This is a genomic window from Phaeodactylibacter xiamenensis (genome assembly GCF_000759025.1).
GTDB lineage: Bacteria > Bacteroidota > Bacteroidia > Chitinophagales > Saprospiraceae > Phaeodactylibacter > Phaeodactylibacter xiamenensis.
Map to the genome: position 1 here is coordinate 150,750 of NZ_JPOS01000039.1, position 18,232 is coordinate 168,981.

Annotated in this window: 16 protein-coding genes; 8 read left to right on the forward strand and 8 right to left on the reverse strand. The window is 49.6% G+C overall.

All coding sequences use genetic code 11. From position 1 onward, the window contains the following. The first annotated feature begins 57 nt into the window (after positions 1-57). Both IX84_RS17070 and IX84_RS17075 read left to right on the forward strand, forming a co-directional pair. Positions 58-606, forward strand: coding sequence for a heme NO-binding domain-containing protein (locus tag IX84_RS17070; protein WP_044223478.1), 549 nt, complete (start codon positions 58-60; stop codon positions 604-606). Between the two features lie 143 nt (positions 607-749). Further along, positions 750-1,892 (forward strand): sensor histidine kinase, encoded by a 1,143-nt coding sequence (locus IX84_RS17075; RefSeq protein ID WP_052516112.1) that lies wholly within the window; start codon positions 750-752, stop codon positions 1,890-1,892. A 9-nt stretch (positions 1,893-1,901) separates the two neighbouring features. Here the strand turns inward: IX84_RS17075 and IX84_RS17080 are convergent, their stop codons facing one another. After that, positions 1,902-2,381, reverse strand: a complete 480-nt coding sequence (locus tag IX84_RS17080; protein WP_052516114.1) for a CAP domain-containing protein — start codon at positions 2,379-2,381, stop codon at positions 1,902-1,904. Positions 2,382-2,530: 149 nt separating this feature from the next. Between IX84_RS17080 and IX84_RS17085 the strand changes: the two genes are divergently transcribed. Further along, positions 2,531-4,531, forward strand: a complete 2,001-nt coding sequence (locus IX84_RS17085; RefSeq protein WP_052516116.1) for a S8 family serine peptidase — start codon at positions 2,531-2,533, stop codon at positions 4,529-4,531. Between the two features lie 15 nt (positions 4,532-4,546). On the opposite strand, the gene IX84_RS17090 is transcribed toward IX84_RS17085, so the two are convergent. The 6 genes from IX84_RS17090 to IX84_RS17115 all read right to left on the reverse strand — a co-directional run bounded on the left by IX84_RS17090 (position 4,547) and on the right by IX84_RS17115 (position 10,907). After that, positions 4,547-5,914: a cytochrome-c peroxidase gene (locus IX84_RS17090; RefSeq protein WP_044223480.1), complete on the reverse strand. Its 1,368-nt coding sequence runs from the start codon at positions 5,912-5,914 to the stop codon at positions 4,547-4,549. A 202-nt stretch (positions 5,915-6,116) separates the two neighbouring features. Beyond that, entirely contained in the window at positions 6,117-6,698 is a 582-nt protein-coding gene (locus IX84_RS17095) for a hypothetical protein (protein WP_202965263.1), read from the reverse strand. Positions 6,699-6,787: 89 nt separating this feature from the next. Further along, positions 6,788-7,135, reverse strand: a complete 348-nt coding sequence (rplT, locus tag IX84_RS17100) for a 50S ribosomal protein L20 (RefSeq protein ID WP_044223482.1) — start codon at positions 7,133-7,135, stop codon at positions 6,788-6,790. 90 nt (positions 7,136-7,225) lie between these two features. After that, the gene (gene rpmI, locus IX84_RS17105; protein ID WP_072013667.1) at positions 7,226-7,420 is read right to left on the reverse strand and encodes a 50S ribosomal protein L35; all 195 of its coding nucleotides are present in this window, start codon (positions 7,418-7,420) and stop codon (positions 7,226-7,228) included. A 152-nt stretch (positions 7,421-7,572) separates the two neighbouring features. Then, positions 7,573-8,172 (reverse strand): translation initiation factor IF-3, encoded by a 600-nt coding sequence (infC, locus tag IX84_RS17110; protein ID WP_044223486.1) that lies wholly within the window; start codon positions 8,170-8,172, stop codon positions 7,573-7,575. Between the two features lie 185 nt (positions 8,173-8,357). Further along, the gene (locus IX84_RS17115; RefSeq protein ID WP_044223489.1) at positions 8,358-10,907 is read right to left on the reverse strand and encodes an ATP-dependent Clp protease ATP-binding subunit; all 2,550 of its coding nucleotides are present in this window, start codon (positions 10,905-10,907) and stop codon (positions 8,358-8,360) included. A gap of 463 nt (positions 10,908-11,370) precedes the next feature. On the opposite strand from IX84_RS17115, the gene IX84_RS17120 reads away from it, so the two are divergent. Both IX84_RS17120 and IX84_RS17125 read left to right on the forward strand, forming a co-directional pair. Further along, positions 11,371-11,751 (forward strand): STAS domain-containing protein, encoded by a 381-nt coding sequence (locus tag IX84_RS17120; protein ID WP_044223492.1) that lies wholly within the window; start codon positions 11,371-11,373, stop codon positions 11,749-11,751. 71 nt (positions 11,752-11,822) lie between these two features. After that, entirely contained in the window at positions 11,823-12,752 is a 930-nt protein-coding gene (locus tag IX84_RS17125; RefSeq protein ID WP_044223494.1) for a ribonuclease Z, read from the forward strand. A gap of 92 nt (positions 12,753-12,844) precedes the next feature. On the opposite strand, the gene IX84_RS17130 is transcribed toward IX84_RS17125, so the two are convergent. Then, entirely contained in the window at positions 12,845-13,534 is a 690-nt protein-coding gene (locus IX84_RS17130; protein WP_044223496.1) for a Crp/Fnr family transcriptional regulator, read from the reverse strand. A 611-nt stretch (positions 13,535-14,145) separates the two neighbouring features. On the opposite strand from IX84_RS17130, the gene IX84_RS17135 reads away from it, so the two are divergent. The 3 genes from IX84_RS17135 (at position 14,146) to IX84_RS17145 (ending at position 18,149) form a co-directional block, all read left to right on the forward strand. Next, a complete protein-coding gene (locus IX84_RS17135; RefSeq protein ID WP_081968810.1) occupies positions 14,146-16,029 on the forward strand; it encodes a matrixin family metalloprotease in 1,884 nt (627 codons plus the stop codon). Between the two features lie 322 nt (positions 16,030-16,351). Next, entirely contained in the window at positions 16,352-17,473 is a 1,122-nt protein-coding gene (gene dinB, locus IX84_RS17140) for a DNA polymerase IV (RefSeq protein ID WP_072013668.1), read from the forward strand. Beyond that, positions 17,454-18,149: an HAD family hydrolase gene (locus IX84_RS17145; RefSeq protein ID WP_044223503.1), complete on the forward strand. Its 696-nt coding sequence runs from the start codon at positions 17,454-17,456 to the stop codon at positions 18,147-18,149. The genes dinB and IX84_RS17145 overlap by 20 nt, the downstream gene beginning before the upstream one ends. The last annotated feature ends 83 nt before the right edge of the window (positions 18,150-18,232 follow it).

Genomic DNA, 18,232 nt, shown 5'->3' on the forward strand with positions numbered 1-18,232 from the left:
AGCTGATTATGCGCTCGATTTTCGGCATTCTGATATATTTTACCTTTTTTTATGTGTATGTATGGACTGGTAAACAAGGTAATAAAGGATGCGATTTTTCAGCGTTACGGGGAAACTGCCTGGCAGGCGATTTGTAAAAGGATAAAACTGGAAGATGACATCTTCGTCAATCTAGAGCCTTACCCAGATGAGCTAACCCACCGTATGGTTGCTGAGGCAGCAAGTTACACCGGGCAATCTATACCTGATATGCTGATGGAATTTGGACGCCACTGGATAGAATACAACGCAGTACATGGATATGGTGATATGTTGAAACTCGCGGGCAAAGATCTGTATACCTTCCTGTCTAACCTGGACCATATGCATGCCGGCATGAGCCACGTTTTCCCGGAGCTTCGGCCTCCTTCTTTTCGATGTGAGCGCCTGGGAGAAAACCAATTAAAGCTTTATTATCGAAGCGAGCGGCAAGGGTTACAGGCTTTTGTTGTAGGTATGGTTCAGGGGTTGGGGGAATATTTTGATACACCTTTGGAAGTAAAGCATACAGGCCCCTGTGAGAAAGAATCGATCTGTGAAGAGTTTATTATTGACATTAAAGTGTAAAAAAATGATTAGTAAAGGTTTATATCATGTCGCCGGAGAACATCTACTTTGACGTTTTGCTATCATGAGTGAAATGGTCCCGGTGCACCGGCGGTGTGTTGGAGAAGTTTTTTTAGGAGTTGTTAATCAGGTCTTGAGGTGAAATGGTCGCAAGCATAAAGTTTTTAAATCGTTTTTTCCCTTTTTTCTTTGCATTGGATGAGCACAACACTCTCGTCAATATTGGCAACAGCCTGGCTAAAGTCCTCAACTGGAATGGTACCCCCCTGCCTATAAGTGATGTACTGCAGTTGCGTTTCCCATATGAGGTGGATTTGTCTCATGAGGCGTTTTATGATTTGATTGGCGCGGTAATCATATTTGATATTAAAGATAAAAAATCTCAGATCAAAGGGGAGTTTATCACCTTTAGAGGGGATGACCGAACTCTCATTTTTATGGGCAGTTTACTGCTGAACCCTGATGAAAATATGGATGAGCTACAGCTCAGCCTCGCAGATTTTCCCTCTAATGATAACAGTTCGAACCTTTTATTTTCGCTAAAGGCGCAACGGGCTGCGTTGGAGGAGGTCACCGGGCTGACCCGCCAACTCAAAGAGCAGCAGGCCGAAATGAGAAAAGTGAACCAGGAACTGATGCAGTACACGCACGCTGTTTCTCACGACCTCAAAACACCCTTGCGCAATATTATGAGCTTCATGCAACTGTTGCTCCGGAGCCTTGGGCCTTTATCAGGGCCTCAGCAAGAGTACGTAGACTTCATTATGCAGGCAGCCCAGAGGATGGAGCAACTGATTAAGGACTTATCCACTGATGCAAGCATAAGGGAGCTGCCCGCCAAATTTCAGGATGTGAATATGCAACACCTGATAGAAGATGTGGAACGGGGGCTGCGCAGCGAAATTACAGCCGTCAACGGCAGGGTTATATTTTCCGAATTGCCTGTTATCAAAGGAGACTACAGCCGCTTGTATCAGCTCTTTAGCAATTTCATCCAAAATAGCCTGAAGTACCGCTCCGGTCAGGATCCTGTGATTCGGGAGGAGGCCCGGCAGGAGGAGACCTCCTGGGTGTTCAGTGTCGCTGATAATGGTATAGGTATGGATCAGGTATTTCTACCCAAAATCTTTAAACCTTTTATTCGTTTGCACAACCATGCAGATATTGAGGGGTCAGGGCTTGGATTGTCGATTTGCCATAGGATTGTGGAGCAGCACGGCGGCTCCATTCGTTTGGATAGCGAACCAGGAAAAGGAACGGTTTTTTACATTCAATTGCCCCGATAAGCAGAGGGGTTACTCCTGCCCCAGCACCTGTACCCAATAACCACCGTAAACAGCAGCACCCATCTGCCTGAAGTCTGCCGACATCATATTCCTGCAATGGGGAGGGCTTTCCTGCCAGCCGGCCACTACGGCAGCTGCATCCGGATAGTTATAGGCAATATTTTCACCGATATTCTTCCAGGCAAAACCTGCATCCCGGGCGCGGGTGCTGACATTGCTGTCATCAGACCCCTGATGGCTGAAAAAGCCCTGCTGCGCCATATCTTTAGCATGCCGTTGGGAAGCTTGTTGCAAACGGTTGTCCCAGCTCAGGGGAGGCGCCGGTGGCATACGCTTCAGGCCACAGCGGCAGCCCCGGGTCCGCAGGTCATTGACGGCTTCAAGCATGGCTTGCGCAGTACCGGGGGCGGTGGCAGGCTCCACAGGAGCATCTAAAGTGGAGCAGTGCAATGCCAAAATAGCGGTAAGCAAAAGAAGTGTTGTCTTCATTTAATAAAAATTTGATATGGCCCTTTTGATCATCTGAGTTGAAAAAACGTATTATTGTACGTACCGGGGGCGCTGCATGCCTGTTTTTAGCAAATGCTCCCCCAATGGCAAAACGCTCAGTACGCTAAACATCCAATAAAAAACACACTATGACCCTCGATTATTATCTGTACCGTGGCTCGGAGCGCATAAAACTGGAACGATCGGCTCATTTTTTTACGGCTATCCTGCCGGATGCTCCCGCCCGGGCCGTATTGGCCGCTCAGCCGGGGCTTCGTCAGACCAAGCAAGTGTTGGGCAATGTATACAAAATAGAAACAGAGGAAGGCCAACTCGATCAGCTCATGGAGCATTTGCGTACGCATAGTGCCTGCCCCTTGATTTGCCACCACGCCTACTGCCCGGAGGGTGATGCGGCTACCCGTTATTATTTGACGGACCAGCTGATCCTTAAATTCAGGGAAGTACTCAGCACAGCGGAAAAAGAGGCCGTGTTGCAACAATATGGGCTTCGTTTTCTGAAAAGCTACGACAACAATCAGGAAGCCTGCCTGGTACAGGTGACGCATGCTGCCCGCAAAAACCCGCTCAAAGTGAGTAACGAACTGGCAGAAGATGGCCGCCTGGAATATGCTGAACCAAACCTAATCAACCGCTTCGCCCCACAGTATGAGCCTTCAGACCCGCTTTTTGCAGAGCAGTGGCACTTACAGGCGCGAGCTGGCCTTGAGCTGGTTGCTGAGGCCGGCGTGGATTGTACTGCAGCCTGGAGGATCAGCCGGGGGGACCGAGCGGTTACGGTTGCTGTAATTGATGATGGTTTTGACCTCTCGCATCCTGATTTGTCAGGCATAGGAAAAGTAGTGGGTGCTCGTGACTACTCAGGGCGGGATAGTTATCCGGGGCCGGAGCGGGCAAGTGGGGACTTCCACGGTACGCCCTGTGCCGGTGTAGCCATAGGGGAAGAAAATGGTACGGGGATTGTTGGCGCAGCTCCGGGGTGCAGCTTTCTGCCCATTCGGTTTCCGCTGAGTGCCGATGACAATATGCTTTTCGATATTTTTGACTACGCCGGGCGCAATGCCCATATCCTATCCTGTAGCTGGGGGCCAGTGCCTGTGTACGCACCTCTGAGTACGCTTTTGAGTAATCAGATGGAACGCCTGCACCGCAATGGAGGACCAGATGGACGCGGGTGCCTGGTCTTTTTTGCGGCAGGCAATTACAATGCGCCAATCCGGGATATGAATAATACCGGATTTACCTGGCGCCACCCCTCCCAGGGGTTGAAGACTACTACCGGGCCCATTGTGAATGGTTATGCTGCCCATCCTGATGTAGTGGCAGTGGCGGCTTCGACCAGCCTGGCCCGCAAATCCGCTTATTCCAACTGGGGCGAAGGCATAACCGTTGCCGCTCCCAGTGACAACTGGAACCCGCTCAATCAGCAGGAACGACTGCCGGGCAGAGGGATTTGGACAACGGACAACGAGGATACAGGGCTTGGTTTTGCCCCGGGGAGCCGCTATACGGGTAATTTTGGGGGGACCTCCAGTGCCTGTCCCCTGGCAGCAGGCGTGGCCGCGCTTGTCAAATCTGTAAATCCTAAGCTTTCAGCTTCTGAACTACTCGAGCTTCTGAAAAACACAACAGACAAAATAACAGACCAGAATCCGGACCCCATTCTTGGTAATCTGAAAGGGAGCTACGATGCCAGCGGGTATTCCGAATGGTTTGGCTACGGAAAGGTTAATGCTGCGAGGGCCGTACGGCAAGCCGCTCCGGTAAATGATCCTGTCCCTGATGAGCCCGAAGTGCCGGAGGCTGAGAGTCAGGCTGTTCAAATTGTCGCTGCATTAATCAACCCCAGAGGCCCGGAGTCCGGCGCTGAAAAGCTAATGCTGGTCAACTTGTCTGATCAGCCGGTAGCGTTAGGCGGTTGGAGTATTGAAGACCAGAACGGCAATACCGATCGGTTGGCGGCTTACACACTTCAGGCGGGCAGCGTTGTGCGAGTGGGCTTGGGACGTGTCCGGTTGCTGAATACCGGAGGCCGCATCATTCTGAAGAATGCCGGAGGGCAACTGGTACACCGGGTAGATTATGACCGATCGGATACGGAAAAAGAAGGGTGGTGGGTTAAGTTTTAATGCAAAAGCCGGGATTTAGTAACAACCCAGGTCTTCCTGAGACATTGGGTCTGCATTAGGGAAGCACTGCCCTGTTGGCAGTGTTTCAGGTACGTAACGGTCCAGGTTGGGGTCATAGAGGGCATTCTCAACAAAGGCAATCAGCGCATCAATCTCCTGATCGGTCAGCCCCAACGGTACAAAGCCTTCCGACAGCTGTCCGGCAGGGACTGTAGACTTTTGTGGGACGCCCTTATTTTTGTATTCGATTACTTCCCGGATCGACCGTAAAGTTCCCCCATGCCCGTAGAATGGGGAGTCTTTGAGGTTGTATAACTGAGGCACCTTGAATTTGTACATATCCTCTGCCCGGTTGGTAAAGCCGCCCCGGCCGAGGTGCTCCGGAGCATTTACAGAGGTCAGTAATACCTCCTCCGGGCAATCCATCAAGTCGCCCAGCCCAATACCGTGAAATTCCATGCTGTTGAGCGCCGGGCCGGTATGGCAATTGCCACACTGTGCTTTGCCGAAGAAAACGAGTGCACCTTCTTTTTCTAATGCGTTCATCGCATCGATGTCTCCGCGCAGCCATCGCTGAAAGGGCGCTTCATTGGGCAGCAGGGTTCGTTCGTAAGCGGCAATAGCCAGACCGGCAGCGACCCGGTTGTAGCGTTCAGCTACGGGGCGCTCCGGGAAGGCCGCATCAAATAAGGCCTTATAATTCGACAGGTCGGATACATCTGAGGTGTCCTCCAGTTGGCGATGCACGGAAAGCCCTGCAATAGCCTGAGTTTCCACACCATGAAAACCAAGGTGGTTTAATGCTTTAGGAGTGCCTGCCGTCCATGCATATTCGGTGTTGGCATTGATGCCCTTGGCACCAAACTGCCCGTTCCAAAGCATGGCTATCTGGTAGGCCGAGTTTAAAGTCGTTGGGCTACGGATGGGCTGAACATCCACGTTGAGGACATTATACGCTTCACTTTTGTCCCGGGATTCCCCATTAAAGCCAAAGCCTTCTCCGCCTTCACCAATGCCCTGATGCCGTCCGGCCTGAAATCCGGCGGAAGCGAAATGGCAGGAGGCGCAGGAGTAAGTGCCCAGGCCTGCGATGTCCCGGGGGTTGCGGGCAATGCCGGTTTCGTGGTAGAGAAATTTACCCAATTCTACTTTAGCTTCAGTAAGCGGGTTGGCCGGATCCTGCGGGATTTGATTGTAATCATCTGCTGAAGGCAGTTGAAAAAAAGCTAAACCTCCGGACTTAGAAACATCTTTCAGCGTTTCGGTGAGTTCCTGATCTATTGATGGAGCCTCATCAATCGGATTGTCTTTTTTGCACGAGCTGAAAGTCAGGAAGACGGTACATGCGACTATCAGTGTTTTGTGCATCTTAGTGCTTAGCATATTGGTGCATAGATTTTAATATAGTCCTGTGCTCATGGGGAGGGTGAGAGGACTGGCACTGAACCCAAAATAACGGAGAAAAAAGTTACTAAAAGATGGGGAGATATCAAGATTAAAAATAATACATTTCCGAAGTGAAAGCAAGTAAAGTTAGCTGCTTTGCAAAGAATAAGCAGCGTGATTTGACACTGCGGTAACAGAACTACTGGTAGACAGCTGCGTCTTCGAGTATGTAGTTCAGATAATACAAATCATCGTCATTCAGCCTTAGTTTACCAAGGAAGGTCATCCGGTCATCCGTGGTAAATTTCCTTTTTTCATCCGGGCGAAGTTTGATATCCATGACCGACTCAGGCCCGGCACCACCGCAGAAAAAACAGCTACTGTAGGGTAAGGCGCTCAGGACCAGAATGGTTTCATCGCCTGTTTCTTCCAGTGGAATGATATAGCCTTCAATTAGAACTTCACGCCCTTCAATGGCCTGCAGCTGAGCACCGAAGGTAGGGTAGGGGACATAGGCTTGCACTTCATCGCTATACTCATCGGTAAAAACGACATCGGACAGCATTTCCCAGGTCAGGCGGAGCACACCATCTTCGTACTCAAAGTGGCTTGTGTCCACGGCAATACCGCTAACGGCTTTTTGCGGAGGCAGCGAATCGGTGCGGAGGCTATCGGTTTCGACATTTACCGGGTCATCTGCTAAGGTACTGTTATTGCTTTCGGAGGCGCAGCCTGTGAGGAGGGCGGCGGCAATTGCAATGGTCAGGAGCTTGTTTATCATAGCGCAATACTTAAAAGTTGGGTCAAAATAAGGAAAGGGAAGCAACCCGCAAGGTTACTTCCCTCTTCATTGCTCCGGCTTGGGAGACGTTATTTTTTAACGGAGTCAACCACAGCTTTGAATGCATCCGGGTGGTGCATTGCGAGGTCAGCGAGGACTTTGCGGTTAAGCTCGACGTTGTTTTCTGATAGTTGGTGGATCAAGCGGGAATAAGAAATCCCGTTTTGACGCGCTGCAGCATTGATACGTGCAATCCAAAGGCGGCGAAATGCGCGCTTTTTGGCTTTGCGGTCGCGGTAGGCATAGACCAGACCTTTTTCTACAGCGTTTTTAGCTACAGTGTAGACTTTGCTGCGGGCACCGAAGTAACCCCGCGCCATTTTTAAGATTTTCTTGCGCCGTTTGCGGGAAGCAACGGCATTCACTGAACGTGGCATAGTTTGGATTTTTTAGTACAACGCAGAGGTGCCATCTACCAAATGGGCGACGCTTTCGTCCTGCGTTCTCGTTAAAAAATTAGAAATGAATTACATGCAAAGCAGACGCTTCACGCGGTCTTCGTTGTGCTCGTGTACAACTGTGGAGTCACGCAGGCGGAGTTTCGCTTTTTTGCTTTTGTTGCGCATCATGTGCGAAGTCTTTGCCTGGTACCGCTTGATCTTGCCAGAGCCAGTGCGCTTGAAACGCTTCTTGGCACTGGAGTGAGTCTTCATCTTTGGCATTGCTAATAGCTTTAATATTGAAATAGTCCTTGAAAAGGGAATGCAAAGGTAAGAAAAATAAACCCTACTGCTAAACAAATTTCAATTGTTTATGAAAAAGTTTAGCAGTAAAGTTATGGTATTGCGGGTAAAGACCGGATTGAGTAGCCGGTCTACTTCTTCTTGCTTTTTTTCGGCGAAATCATTACGATCATTCTACGCCCTTCCATTTTAGGCAGTGCCTCGGCAGTGCCATAGTCTTCGAGCTCTTTGAGGAATCGAAGGAGCAGAAGTTCGCCACGTTCCTTAAAGACAATAGTACGGCCCCGGAAGTGTACATAAGCTTTTACTTTAGCACCATCTTCAAGGAATCCTTTGGCATGGCGGACCTTGAAATCAAAGTCATGATCATCGGTATTGGGGCCGAATCGGATTTCCTTGATCACCGTTTTGGCGGCTTTTGCCTTGATTTCTTTCTCCTTTTTCTTTTTCTCGTAAAGAAACTTGTTGAAGTCGATAATCTTGACGACCGGCGGCTTTGCATTCGGAGAAATTTCAACCAGATCAAGCTCCACTTTTCGTGCCCAGTCTTTTGCTGCACGGGTAGGGTAGACGGTGCCTGCCTCCAGTTGCTGGCCCACAGCTTCGCCAATCTCTTCAACGTTTTCGCCTACAAGCCGGATTTCAGGTACGCGAATGTGTTCGTTGATTCTAAACTCGGGTTTGTTGTCAGTACGGGTATTAAAACCTCTTCTACCAGATCTCTTTGCCAATAGATTCTTTTTTTGTTAAAAAATAAAAAGTGCATTGTGGTTTTGACACCAGCACTACTAACTTAATTAAAATATTCAAAAAAAAGTTCAGCAAAATCCAGATTTACACCCGGAGTAAGCTTGAAACACAAAAAGCAGCCCAATTGACTACTGTCAAAAGGGCTGCTTTTATATTTTAATGCTGTTTATGCATCCGTATTCACTTCTTTGCTCAGTGTGATCTTGAGCCCGGTTTCATCATCGTTCATCACCGCTTCGAGGGTCGAGCCCGCGTCCGGGTTAGAATTGAGGATGAACTCCGCAAGCGGGTCCTCGATATACTTTTGAATGGCCCGGTGCAGCGGACGTGCGCCAAATTGAGGGTCGTACCCTTTTTCGGCTACAAACTTCTTTGCATCTTCGGACAAGATCAAAGTATAATCCATATTTTCAAGACGCTTGTGAAGGTCTTTCAATGTGATATCGATAATCTTAAAGATATCGTCCTGATCCAGGCTGTTGAAGATCACTACATCGTCCACACGGTTGAGGAACTCCGGAGAGAAGGTGCGCTTGAGTGCATTTTGAATCACACCCTTCGCGTTATCATCTGCGGCGCTCTGACGTGCCTGAGTGGCAAAGCCAACCCCCTGGCCGAAATCCTTCAACTGACGTACGCCAACGTTGGAGGTCATAATGATCAAGGTGTTTTTGAAGTCAACCTTACGGCCCAGACCGTCAGTCAGCTGACCATCATCAAGCACCTGCAGCAAAATATTGTAGACATCAGGGTGTGCCTTTTCGATCTCATCCAGCAGGATAACAGAGTAAGGCTTGCGGCGGACTTTCTCAGTCAGTTGGCCACCTTCCTCGTATCCAACATAGCCGGGAGGCGCACCGATAAGCCGGCTCACAGAGAATTTCTCCATGTACTCGCTCATATCAAGCCGCACCAGAGCATCTTCAGAATCAAAGATGTAACGGGCGAGCGACTTAGCAAGCTCCGTCTTACCCACACCGGTAGGCCCGAGGAAAATGAAGGACCCAATCGGCTTGGTAGGGTCTTTCAGTCCAACGCGGTTACGCTGAATAGCCCGGGTGATCTTAGTAATAGCCTCGTTCTGCCCAATGATTACGTTCTGAAGGTCATTGTCCATGCCTACCAGCTTCTTGCTTTCGCTTTGGGCAACTCTCCGGACCGGAATACCGGTCATCATGGAAACCACTTCGGCAATATCTTCTTCGCTAACGGGATAGCGCTTGGTCTTGACCTCCTCTTCCCATTGAATCTTGGCAAATTCCAGCTGACGGACGAGCTTGGACTCCTTATCCCGGAGGTCCGCAGCTTTTTCGTACTGCTGGTTTTTTACAGCCTGATTCTTCTGATCCTTGAGCTCTTCAATTTTCTTTTCCAGTTCTTCGATATGCTCAGGAACGTGGATATTCTTGAGATGCACCCGTGCGCCTACCTCATCGAGTACGTCAATCGCCTTATCAGGCAAGAAGCGGTCGCTGATGTAGCGGTCGCTGAGCTTGACACAAGCTTCGATTGCATCCTGAGAGTAATTCACATTATGGAATTCCTCGTATTTCGGACGGATGTTGTCCAAAATATTCACCGCTTCCTCAGCGGAAGGCGGATCGACGATGACTTTCTGAAAACGGCGGTCAAGTGCACCGTCTTTTTCAATATGCTGACGGTACTCGTCCAGAGTGGAAGCACCAATACACTGCAATTCGCCACGCGCCAGAGCAGGCTTGAAAATATTGGAAGCATCCAGGCTGCCGGTTGCCCCGCCCGCACCTACGATGGTATGGATTTCATCAATGAACAGGATAACGTCCCTTGACTTCTCCAACTCATTCATGATGGCTTTCATCCGTTCCTCAAACTGGCCACGGTACTTGGTACCCGCAACGAGCGCTGCAAGGTCCAGCATTACAATCCGCTTATTGAACAGGGTACGGCTGACTTTCTTCTGCATGATGCGAAGGGCGAGGCCTTCCACGATAGCCGTTTTACCAACACCAGGCTCACCAATCAGAATTGGGTTGTTCTTTTTCCGACGGCTCAGGATTTGAGATACCCGCTCGATTTCGTTTTCACGACCGATAATGGGATCCAGTTTGTCCTCTTCAGCCAGCTTGGTGATATCGCGGCCGAAATTGTCCAGTACCGGCGTGCGGGATTTTGAAGTCCCCTTACGCTGTTGGTAGCGGCCGCTGCCCTGCCCTTCATCATCCTCATAGGGATCATCCTGATCAGATGGGGTCTGAGCAAAAGGCTCGGCTGAACTTGTGAAGTCCTGTTCCTGACGGACATATTCCAGTTCTGCTTTGTAGATGTCGTAATCTACGTCAAACTGATTCAGTATTTTGGAAGCAGGGTTATCTTTATGCTTGAGGATGGAGAGCAGCAAATGTTCCGGGCTGATTTCATCGCTTTTAAGCATTTTAGCTTCCAGGAAAGTCACTTTCAGGACCTTCTCAGCTTGCTTGTTAAGTGGTAGATTGCCCACGTTGAGCGCAGTCTGCCCGCTGGGGATCCGCTGCACGGACTCTTCCACATTTTGCTGAAGCTCAGAAGGGTTGACATCCAGTGAATCCAATACCTTGAGCGCAAGGCTGTCTTGTTCAGCCATTATGCCCAATAGCAGATGCTCGGTTCCAATAAAGTCATGACCCAGGCGTATCGCTGCGTCCCGGCTTCTGGAAATGACCTGCTTTACTTTTGGAGAAAAACGTTTATTGTTCATATTTCTTTCTTCTCTTAGCCTGTTGGGTTACCCAAACAATATTAAAACTAATTATTCAAGAATACAAAAGAAGGGACTCTTTAGTTTCTTCTGTTTCTCAAGCTTAACAACGCACTAACATTTTAGTGAAATGGAATTTGGGCAAATAGGTTTTTGTAATTGGTTGAAATGGGGAGCGGTATATTAAAAGTCCGCCGAAAACACTACTCCTGAAAGATAGAGAAAATAATGCCAATCTTAAAAACCTGCCATTATTTCCTGTATTGACCGATGACCGGCTGGTTTGGCAGGCTTTTCCCTCTTTACTTCTGCGAACAGAACACTAAAAACGGGCTCAGTGTTTAGGGTGTATGCTACCTAATGCCTGCAAGACAGGTAAAATATGCCGGACAAGCTAGGTAGACTGCCGCTTAATTGATATTTTTGCGTTCGCCCATAATCAAAACGACAACCATAACACTATATGGAGTATAAAATAAAGACCGAAGAACGTTATACCGTCTTCACATTGCAGGAAGAAAATTTCAACTCCCTTATCGCTCCGGATGTCAAGTCTGAGCTTGTACTATTGGCTGATAAGGATGTGAAAAACCTGATTATGGACCTTTCTGAGGTCAAGTACGTTGATTCTTCCGGCCTCAGTGCTATTCTTACCGCTGACCGTCTCTGGAAGAAGATCGGATCGTTTGTGCTTGCCGGTGCCGGACAGCCAGCTGTCAAAAAGCTCATGGAGATTTCCCGACTGGATACCATCCTTATTATGGTACCCACTGTATCAGAAGCGATAGATTATATCTTTATGGAGGACATTGAGCGGGAGCTGAATGGTGATGACAGTGAATAAATAACTGGCAAAGGTTTTAAACTTAAAGAGGCACAGCTGAACTATTTTGGCTGTGCCTTTTTTGTATCGGTATGCGATTTGATTTAACCATTCTTGGCTGCAGTGGGGCTGTGCCTGCCTACAGGCGGTACCCAACCATGCAACTGCTCAATGTACAGGAACAGTTGTTTATGATTGATTGCGGAGAAGGGGCGCAGATGCGCTTTAGTGACTTCAGCGTGAAATGGGGCAAACTAAGCCATATATTCATTTCCCACCACCACGGGGACCATGTGCTGGGGCTGCCCGGGCTACTGAGTTCCATGGGGCTCAATCATCGTACCTCTCCACTGACTGTTTTTGGCCCGCCAAAGGTTGGTGCGTTCCTGGAGCAGGCATGCTCTTTTTCTGAGCAGTTGTCTTTTCCTGTGCACTTCGAATCTGTGGACCCCGATCGCAATGCCCTGGTGTATGAAAGCAGGCATCTTCGGGTTTATAGCCTGCCGCTGCGCCACAGTGTGCCGGCTACCGGTTACCTTTTTCAGGAAAAGGAACGCCCCCGTAGCATGCGGGGCGAGCTGATTGAAAAATACCAGATTCCTTATCAGGCTATTCCCGGTATCAGAAACGGAGATGACTTTGTTTCATCAGTTCATGGCGTAATCCCCAATGGTGCATTGACTATTGCGCCCCCTGCACCCCGTTCTTTTGCATTCTGCTCCGATACTGCTTATCAGCCTTCGCTGACTGACTATATATATGGTGTGGATTTGCTGTACCATGAGGCTACTTTCCTGCAACAACATGAGGCACAAGCTAAAGAAACAGGCCATTCAACTGTGAAAGACGCTGCGCGGACCGCGTTGGAGGCCAATGCAGGCACCCTGTTGCTGGGGCACTATTCTACCCGCTACCCTGTGTTGGACCGTATATTGCAGGAAGCCGTGTCTGTCTTCCCGAATACGATTCTGGGATCAGACGGGCTTATTGTACCATTAACGACCCGGCCCGGGACCGGTTAGTAAATGCAAATAGCCTCTGCTGATTCTGTATTTTGGCAGATCAGGCATTTCTGGCTCAATTCACTGTGCGCTCTCTACCAATTGGCAGTTTGTTAGGAAAGCCGGCCGAGATCTCTGATTAAGATGGTGCGCCGGTTAAAGTAGATCAGGTTCGCTTTGCGAAGGTCATTCATGACTGAAGTAACGGTCTGTCGGGACGTTCCGGTGATATTGGCAATATCCTGCTGAGTCAGGGCATGCTTGATCAGCGTTTCGTAACCTACCCGCTTACCTTGCTTCCGGGCTGACTCCTTCAGGAATTCAATGATGCGCTCGCGGGCATCTTTAAAGATCAGGGATTCCAGCCGCTGTTCCACATTCTGAAGGCGGTTGCCGATAAAATTGAGCACACGCATTGATAGCTTAGGGTCCCGCCGCATCACATGTTGCAGCTGAATCATCTGGATTTTCAGAATTTGCGTATCCTTTTTGATGGCCACTGCAAAGTCTTTTCTTTTAAGTTCGCCTGCAAGGCAAAGCTCCCCAAACATACTCATAGGGTGGAGGACGTGCTTGATGATTTCCCGCCCGTCAGAGGAGTACCGTCCGATTTTCACTACCCCCTTGATCAGGAAGAGTAAACAATCAGACCGTTCGCCAGACTGGTAAATTGTATCATGTTTTTTGAATTTGGTAAATTCGGCACGGGCGGCGAGATACTCGAGCTCGTTTGCCTCTACGCCTTCGAAAAGCGGAAACAATTGTAGGAGCTCGGCGGTGTCTTTAGATTGAGATTTCTGCATCGGATGAAATGTTTTGGTGTTTTTGACACTACAAATATGAATCTAATACACCGGGGAAAAAACTACATAATTGCAACTTTGTTTGGGAGATAATGTCTATTGGAAATCTTTAAAGTGTTGAATAGTAGTGTTTTGTGATTTTGTTTTTGTTGTTATTGTTAGGGCGTGGCCGTTTTTTGTGCTGCTCTGAAAGCTTTTCTTTTAAGTATTGAGGTGACAGAAAAACCGGTCTGGGGTATCATAATAGCTGTTGACGGCAAAAAATATATTTTTTCAGCCCTGTAGGATAAAAAAATATACAATTAGAAAAAATAAATACGAATATTTTACGGTTAATCATCCGTGGTATTAATGTCACAAATTATATAATGAGGCATTGAGTTGATTTGCGTAAGCCACTATATTTACAGTAGCACAAAAACTAAAGCCCAAATCAGCTAACATTTTAGAAGTCGCATTCATCTTGGCTGCTCCCCCCACTGCTTAATGGCAGGAATGACTTGTTAAAGCTGAAATTAAACACTACACACTCGAAATGTGACAGTGTAATCTGTCATATAAATGCTCGTTCAACACTAAGGAGAGTTTTTTGGTCATTAAATACCCAAACAATGCAAAAACTGTCCTGCTTAATTACACTATGTTCTATCTTATTGGTTTCTAATTCAAGTCTCGCACAGTGTTCGCTCGTAACGGCTGCTTTCGAGGATTTGCTTGCACTTGGGACCACGATTGTGGAAGCCCGGGTAAAAAGCACTGCTTCCTTTTGGGGTAGTGCAGGAGAAATGATTTACACACGGTATGAGCTTGAGGTTTACCAGGTATTCAAAGGGAATGCCGGTCGTTCCGTCGATCTGATTGCACTCGGCGGTGTCGTAGGTGATGTAGCTGTGAAGGTTGCCCCTGCCACTGAGCTTCAGGTAGGCGACGCGGGAATTTTCGCCCTCAAGCCCTCCGTCTACAGCTTGCCCCGAGCTTACCGGCAGGCCATGCAATCGGTGGTGCCACAAGGCGCTTTGGTCACTTATGATCCAACTGCTGAAGAGGCCTATTTTATGAATGGGAAGGTTATGTCACGGGCGGCTGTGTACGAAGCAGTTGCGTCGGTAACAGGTACTCCCCCTGTGCGCGTCAGGGCGTTTCCGGCCCCGGTGTTAAACCGAAGTACGATGCCCCAGATCGATTCCATCACGCCCGAGTGGGTAGCAGCTGGTGTCGGTGATATTATAACCATTCATGGTGAAAACTTTGGCGAAGGGACGGGTACAATATTCTTCCGGGATGCAGACCGGGGCGGTCAGGGGTATACCGCCGCGCTTCCATGGCATATTGTATCCTGGACAACAACAGCGATTGAAATCAAGGTTCCCCATAAAGCCGGGTCTGGCACTCCCTTAATCCTTACAAGTTCCGGTGGCATTGGATTTAGCCCGTTTTCTGTCAATATTACCTATGCCTATAATAATGTGATGAGCTCCGGGGCATTCCATGAGCCCAAGCTTATCGACCACAACAGCCGGGATGACGGAGGGTACCTGTTTACCCTCAGTAACAATACGAATCACAATGGCGTATCCCTGGCAGAAGTGGAAGGCGCAATCGAAGCCCTCAACGCCGCTGCCGGTGCCTGGCAGGATTCAATAGGGCTACCAATCTACATAGGTGATGATTGCCCAATGGTCTCTGCAACGGTCAACGGCAGTTCCAACGATGGTCAGAATATCATAAGCTTTGACCATGACGAGTGGGATATCCGGGAGCAGCTGGGAGAACAGGTGCTCGCTGCCACCATTTCCCGCTATGCCCGTTGCGGCGATTCTGAATGGGAGCTTACCGACGTAGATATGGTCATCCGGCGGGGGGCGCACCATAATGAAACAGATGATGTGGTCTGGTCCTTCAGCGGTACTCCTGCTGCCGATGAGCTGGATTTCCAGTCAGTGGTGCTGCATGAACTGGGGCATGCGCTTCAGCTGCAACATGTAGTCAATCCGGATGGTGTTATGCACTACGCTGCTACCTTTGGTGCTGCTAACCATGAACTGGGCTTTGAAGATGACATAGCCGGTGGTTTACATGCGATGATGGAAGGCCGGGCGTACAACCCTCCGGCAATTTCCTGCTTCCCGCTAGAGCATTTCGACCGTCAGCGGCGGTTAGGGAAGTACAATCCCAGCCACTCTTGTGCACCAGCAGGTGATGAACTCACAATAGAGGGGCTGCAATCTGGGCGCCCCCATTACGGCCTGGAAGTATTTCCAAATCCCAAACCCAAAGATACCCCTCTGCAACTATCTATTTATATGGAAGCGTCAGGTGAAGTGTCGCTTCTGCTCTTCAGTAATAACGGTCAACTGATCGCACAGCGCCAAGCGCAGCTTGCCCAAGGCAGGCACACCCTGGAGTGGCCTTTACCTGACGTACCTTCCGGATTTTACCAACTGTTGGTGCAGCACAACCACGGTCGCACGCCAGTGAAAATCGTGATACCTTAAAAATTAGCTTTAAGCAGGCAATTTTTGCGCTCCCCGCACCCTTGTTGGTGGCGGGGAGTTTTGCTTTTTGGGCACCGCTGCGTAGGTATGGCAAATTGCACAAAACAGGAAGTGACCACCGGCTACCAATACCAGGGGGCAACCCTCTGCACTTAAGCGCGATAGCTGCTGGGGTAGAGCTTCCTGCTCTGCTCCAGCTTATCCACGAATGCTACCAGGCTATTCAAGTAGTGCAATTTGTTACGCACACCAACGCTACCGGCCGTCTGCCTGATCTGAAGTTTTTCCGTAATTTTAGCCGGAGGCCGATTATCTTACACACATGGAGTCTAGCCGGAAAATCATTCATATCGACATGGATGCCTTTTATGCATCGGTAGAGCAGCGCGACCGCCCCGAGCTGAAGGGTAAGCCTGTGGCGGTGGGAGGCTCCAGCCTTCGGGGCGTGGTCGCTTCTGCCAGCTATGAAGCGCGCAAGTACGGCGTTCGTTCGGCTATGCCCAGTGTTACTGCAAAGCGCTTGTGCCCCGACCTGGTTTTTGTCAAATCGCGCTTTGATGTCTATCGCGCTGTTTCTCAGCAGATCCGAGCTATTTTTGAAGACTATACGGAGCTGGTGGAGCCTTTGTCGCTCGATGAAGCCTATCTTGATGTCACAGAGCCACTGCGGGGCCCAAGGTCTGCTACGCTGATTGCCGGGGAGATCCGCAAGCGTATTGAGGCAGAGACGGGTCTGACGGCATCGGCAGGCATATCGTTTAACAAGTTTCTGGCGAAGGTGGCGAGCGACATCAACAAGCCGAACGGGATGAAGGTCATCCCACCGGAAGAAGCCCTGGCGTTTTTGGAAGAACTGGATATTGAAGCCTTCCATGGCATCGGCAAAGTGACGGCCACGAAAATGCGGCGCATGGGCATCTTCAAGGGGCGGGATTTGAAAGCCCTTTCGGAAATCGAAATGGTGCAGCGGTTCGGGAAAGTAGGGCGGCATTACTACCGCATCGTCCGCGCAGAGGACCACCGCCCGGTCAACCCCAACCGCATCCGCAAATCCATTGGTGCGGAGCGTACCTTTAAGGAAAACCTGACCAAGGTAGCGGATATGGAAGAAAAGCTGGCTTACCTCTGTCAGGTGGTGCATCAGTACATGGAGAAAAGCGACAACTTTGGGCGTACTGTGACGTTAAAAGCCAAAACGCCGGACTTCAAAATCCTGACCCGCAGCCGCACTTTCAACCGCGAAGTGAGAAAAGAGGCCACCCTGCTGCGCACCGTGCGGGAGCTCTTGCTGGAGCACCTGGAGGAAATAGGCCAGGTGAGGTTGCTCGGCGTTGCAGTGTCTAACCTCTCCAAAGAGCAGGAAAGCCTGGGCATTCAGCTGGAGCTGGATTTCCCGGGTGCGAAAGGGAGTGCAAACGAAACAAATGGAACTGATCATCTTTGATGTTGACGGCACCCTGGTCTACTCTGATAAACGGGACAGCCGTGTCTTTGCCCAAACCTACGAATCGGTCTACCAAAAACCTTTTCCCAGCATCGACTGGCGCCAATTTCCTCATGTAACCGACAATATCATCTTCGGCACGGTCATTCGGCAGCATTTTCAACGGACACCATCTACAGAAGAAACCGCAGATTTCCAAGCCATATATATGGATGCGCTGCGCAGGGAAAGGCAAAAACAGCCTGAGCATTTCCGGGAAGTGCCCGGAGCCAGGCAAGCCATCAGGCAGCTGCAGCAAACCGACCGGCTGATCGGTATAGGTACCGGTGGCTGGAAAACGCCGGCCCACATCAAGCTCTCGCACGTAGGCATTACGGTGGAAGACCGGCTCTTCAGCGGCGGAGACAACAAGCCCAACCGGGAAGCCATCCTGGAGGAAACCATCGCTGCTGCGGAAGACCTGAATGGCGGCGCACTGTCGAGGATCGTCTACCTGGGGGATGCCGAATGGGACGTTGCCACCACGCGGAACCTTCAGATTGACTTCGTTGGCGTACGCCATCTTGGCGATTTGGATACCCTCCACGCTATCGGGGCAGAGACCGTTATTCAGGATTACACCTGTTATGCCACTTTTGAGGCCGCGCTGCAGGCTGCCCGCCCACCGAAAAAATAAGTCAGATTGGAAACTATTTTGCCCAAGTTCCTGTTTTTCAATCGTCTGTGTAGCAGGGGGGCGAAAAGGATGAAAAAAATAAA

Excerpts from the sequence above, each read along its gene's own strand:
- IX84_RS17120 (WP_044223492.1), top strand. The coding sequence starts at position 11,371 with ATGGAGTATAAAATAAAGACCGAAGAACGTTATACCGTCTTCACATTG.
- rplT (WP_044223482.1), bottom strand. The coding sequence starts at position 7,135 with ATGCCACGTTCAGTGAATGCCGTTGCTTCCCGCAAACGGCGCAAGAAA.
- dinB (WP_072013668.1), top strand. The coding sequence starts at position 16,352 with ATGGAGTCTAGCCGGAAAATCATTCATATCGACATGGATGCCTTTTAT.
- IX84_RS17075 (WP_052516112.1), top strand. The coding sequence starts at position 750 with ATGGTCGCAAGCATAAAGTTTTTAAATCGTTTTTTCCCTTTTTTCTTT.
- IX84_RS17130 (WP_044223496.1), bottom strand. The coding sequence starts at position 13,534 with ATGCAGAAATCTCAATCTAAAGACACCGCCGAGCTCCTACAATTGTTT.
- IX84_RS17145 (WP_044223503.1), top strand. The coding sequence starts at position 17,454 with ATGGAACTGATCATCTTTGATGTTGACGGCACCCTGGTCTACTCTGAT.
- IX84_RS17090 (WP_044223480.1), bottom strand. The coding sequence starts at position 5,914 with ATGCTAAGCACTAAGATGCACAAAACACTGATAGTCGCATGTACCGTC.
- IX84_RS17080 (WP_052516114.1), bottom strand. The coding sequence starts at position 2,381 with ATGAAGACAACACTTCTTTTGCTTACCGCTATTTTGGCATTGCACTGC.
- IX84_RS17085 (WP_052516116.1), top strand. The coding sequence starts at position 2,531 with ATGACCCTCGATTATTATCTGTACCGTGGCTCGGAGCGCATAAAACTG.
- IX84_RS17095 (WP_202965263.1), bottom strand. The coding sequence starts at position 6,698 with ATGATAAACAAGCTCCTGACCATTGCAATTGCCGCCGCCCTCCTCACA.
- rpmI (WP_072013667.1), bottom strand. The coding sequence starts at position 7,420 with ATGCCAAAGATGAAGACTCACTCCAGTGCCAAGAAGCGTTTCAAGCGC.
- IX84_RS17115 (WP_044223489.1), bottom strand. The coding sequence starts at position 10,907 with ATGAACAATAAACGTTTTTCTCCAAAAGTAAAGCAGGTCATTTCCAGA.
- IX84_RS17070 (WP_044223478.1), top strand. The coding sequence starts at position 58 with ATGTATGGACTGGTAAACAAGGTAATAAAGGATGCGATTTTTCAGCGT.
- IX84_RS17125 (WP_044223494.1), top strand. The coding sequence starts at position 11,823 with ATGCGATTTGATTTAACCATTCTTGGCTGCAGTGGGGCTGTGCCTGCC.
- IX84_RS17135 (WP_081968810.1), top strand. The coding sequence starts at position 14,146 with ATGCAAAAACTGTCCTGCTTAATTACACTATGTTCTATCTTATTGGTT.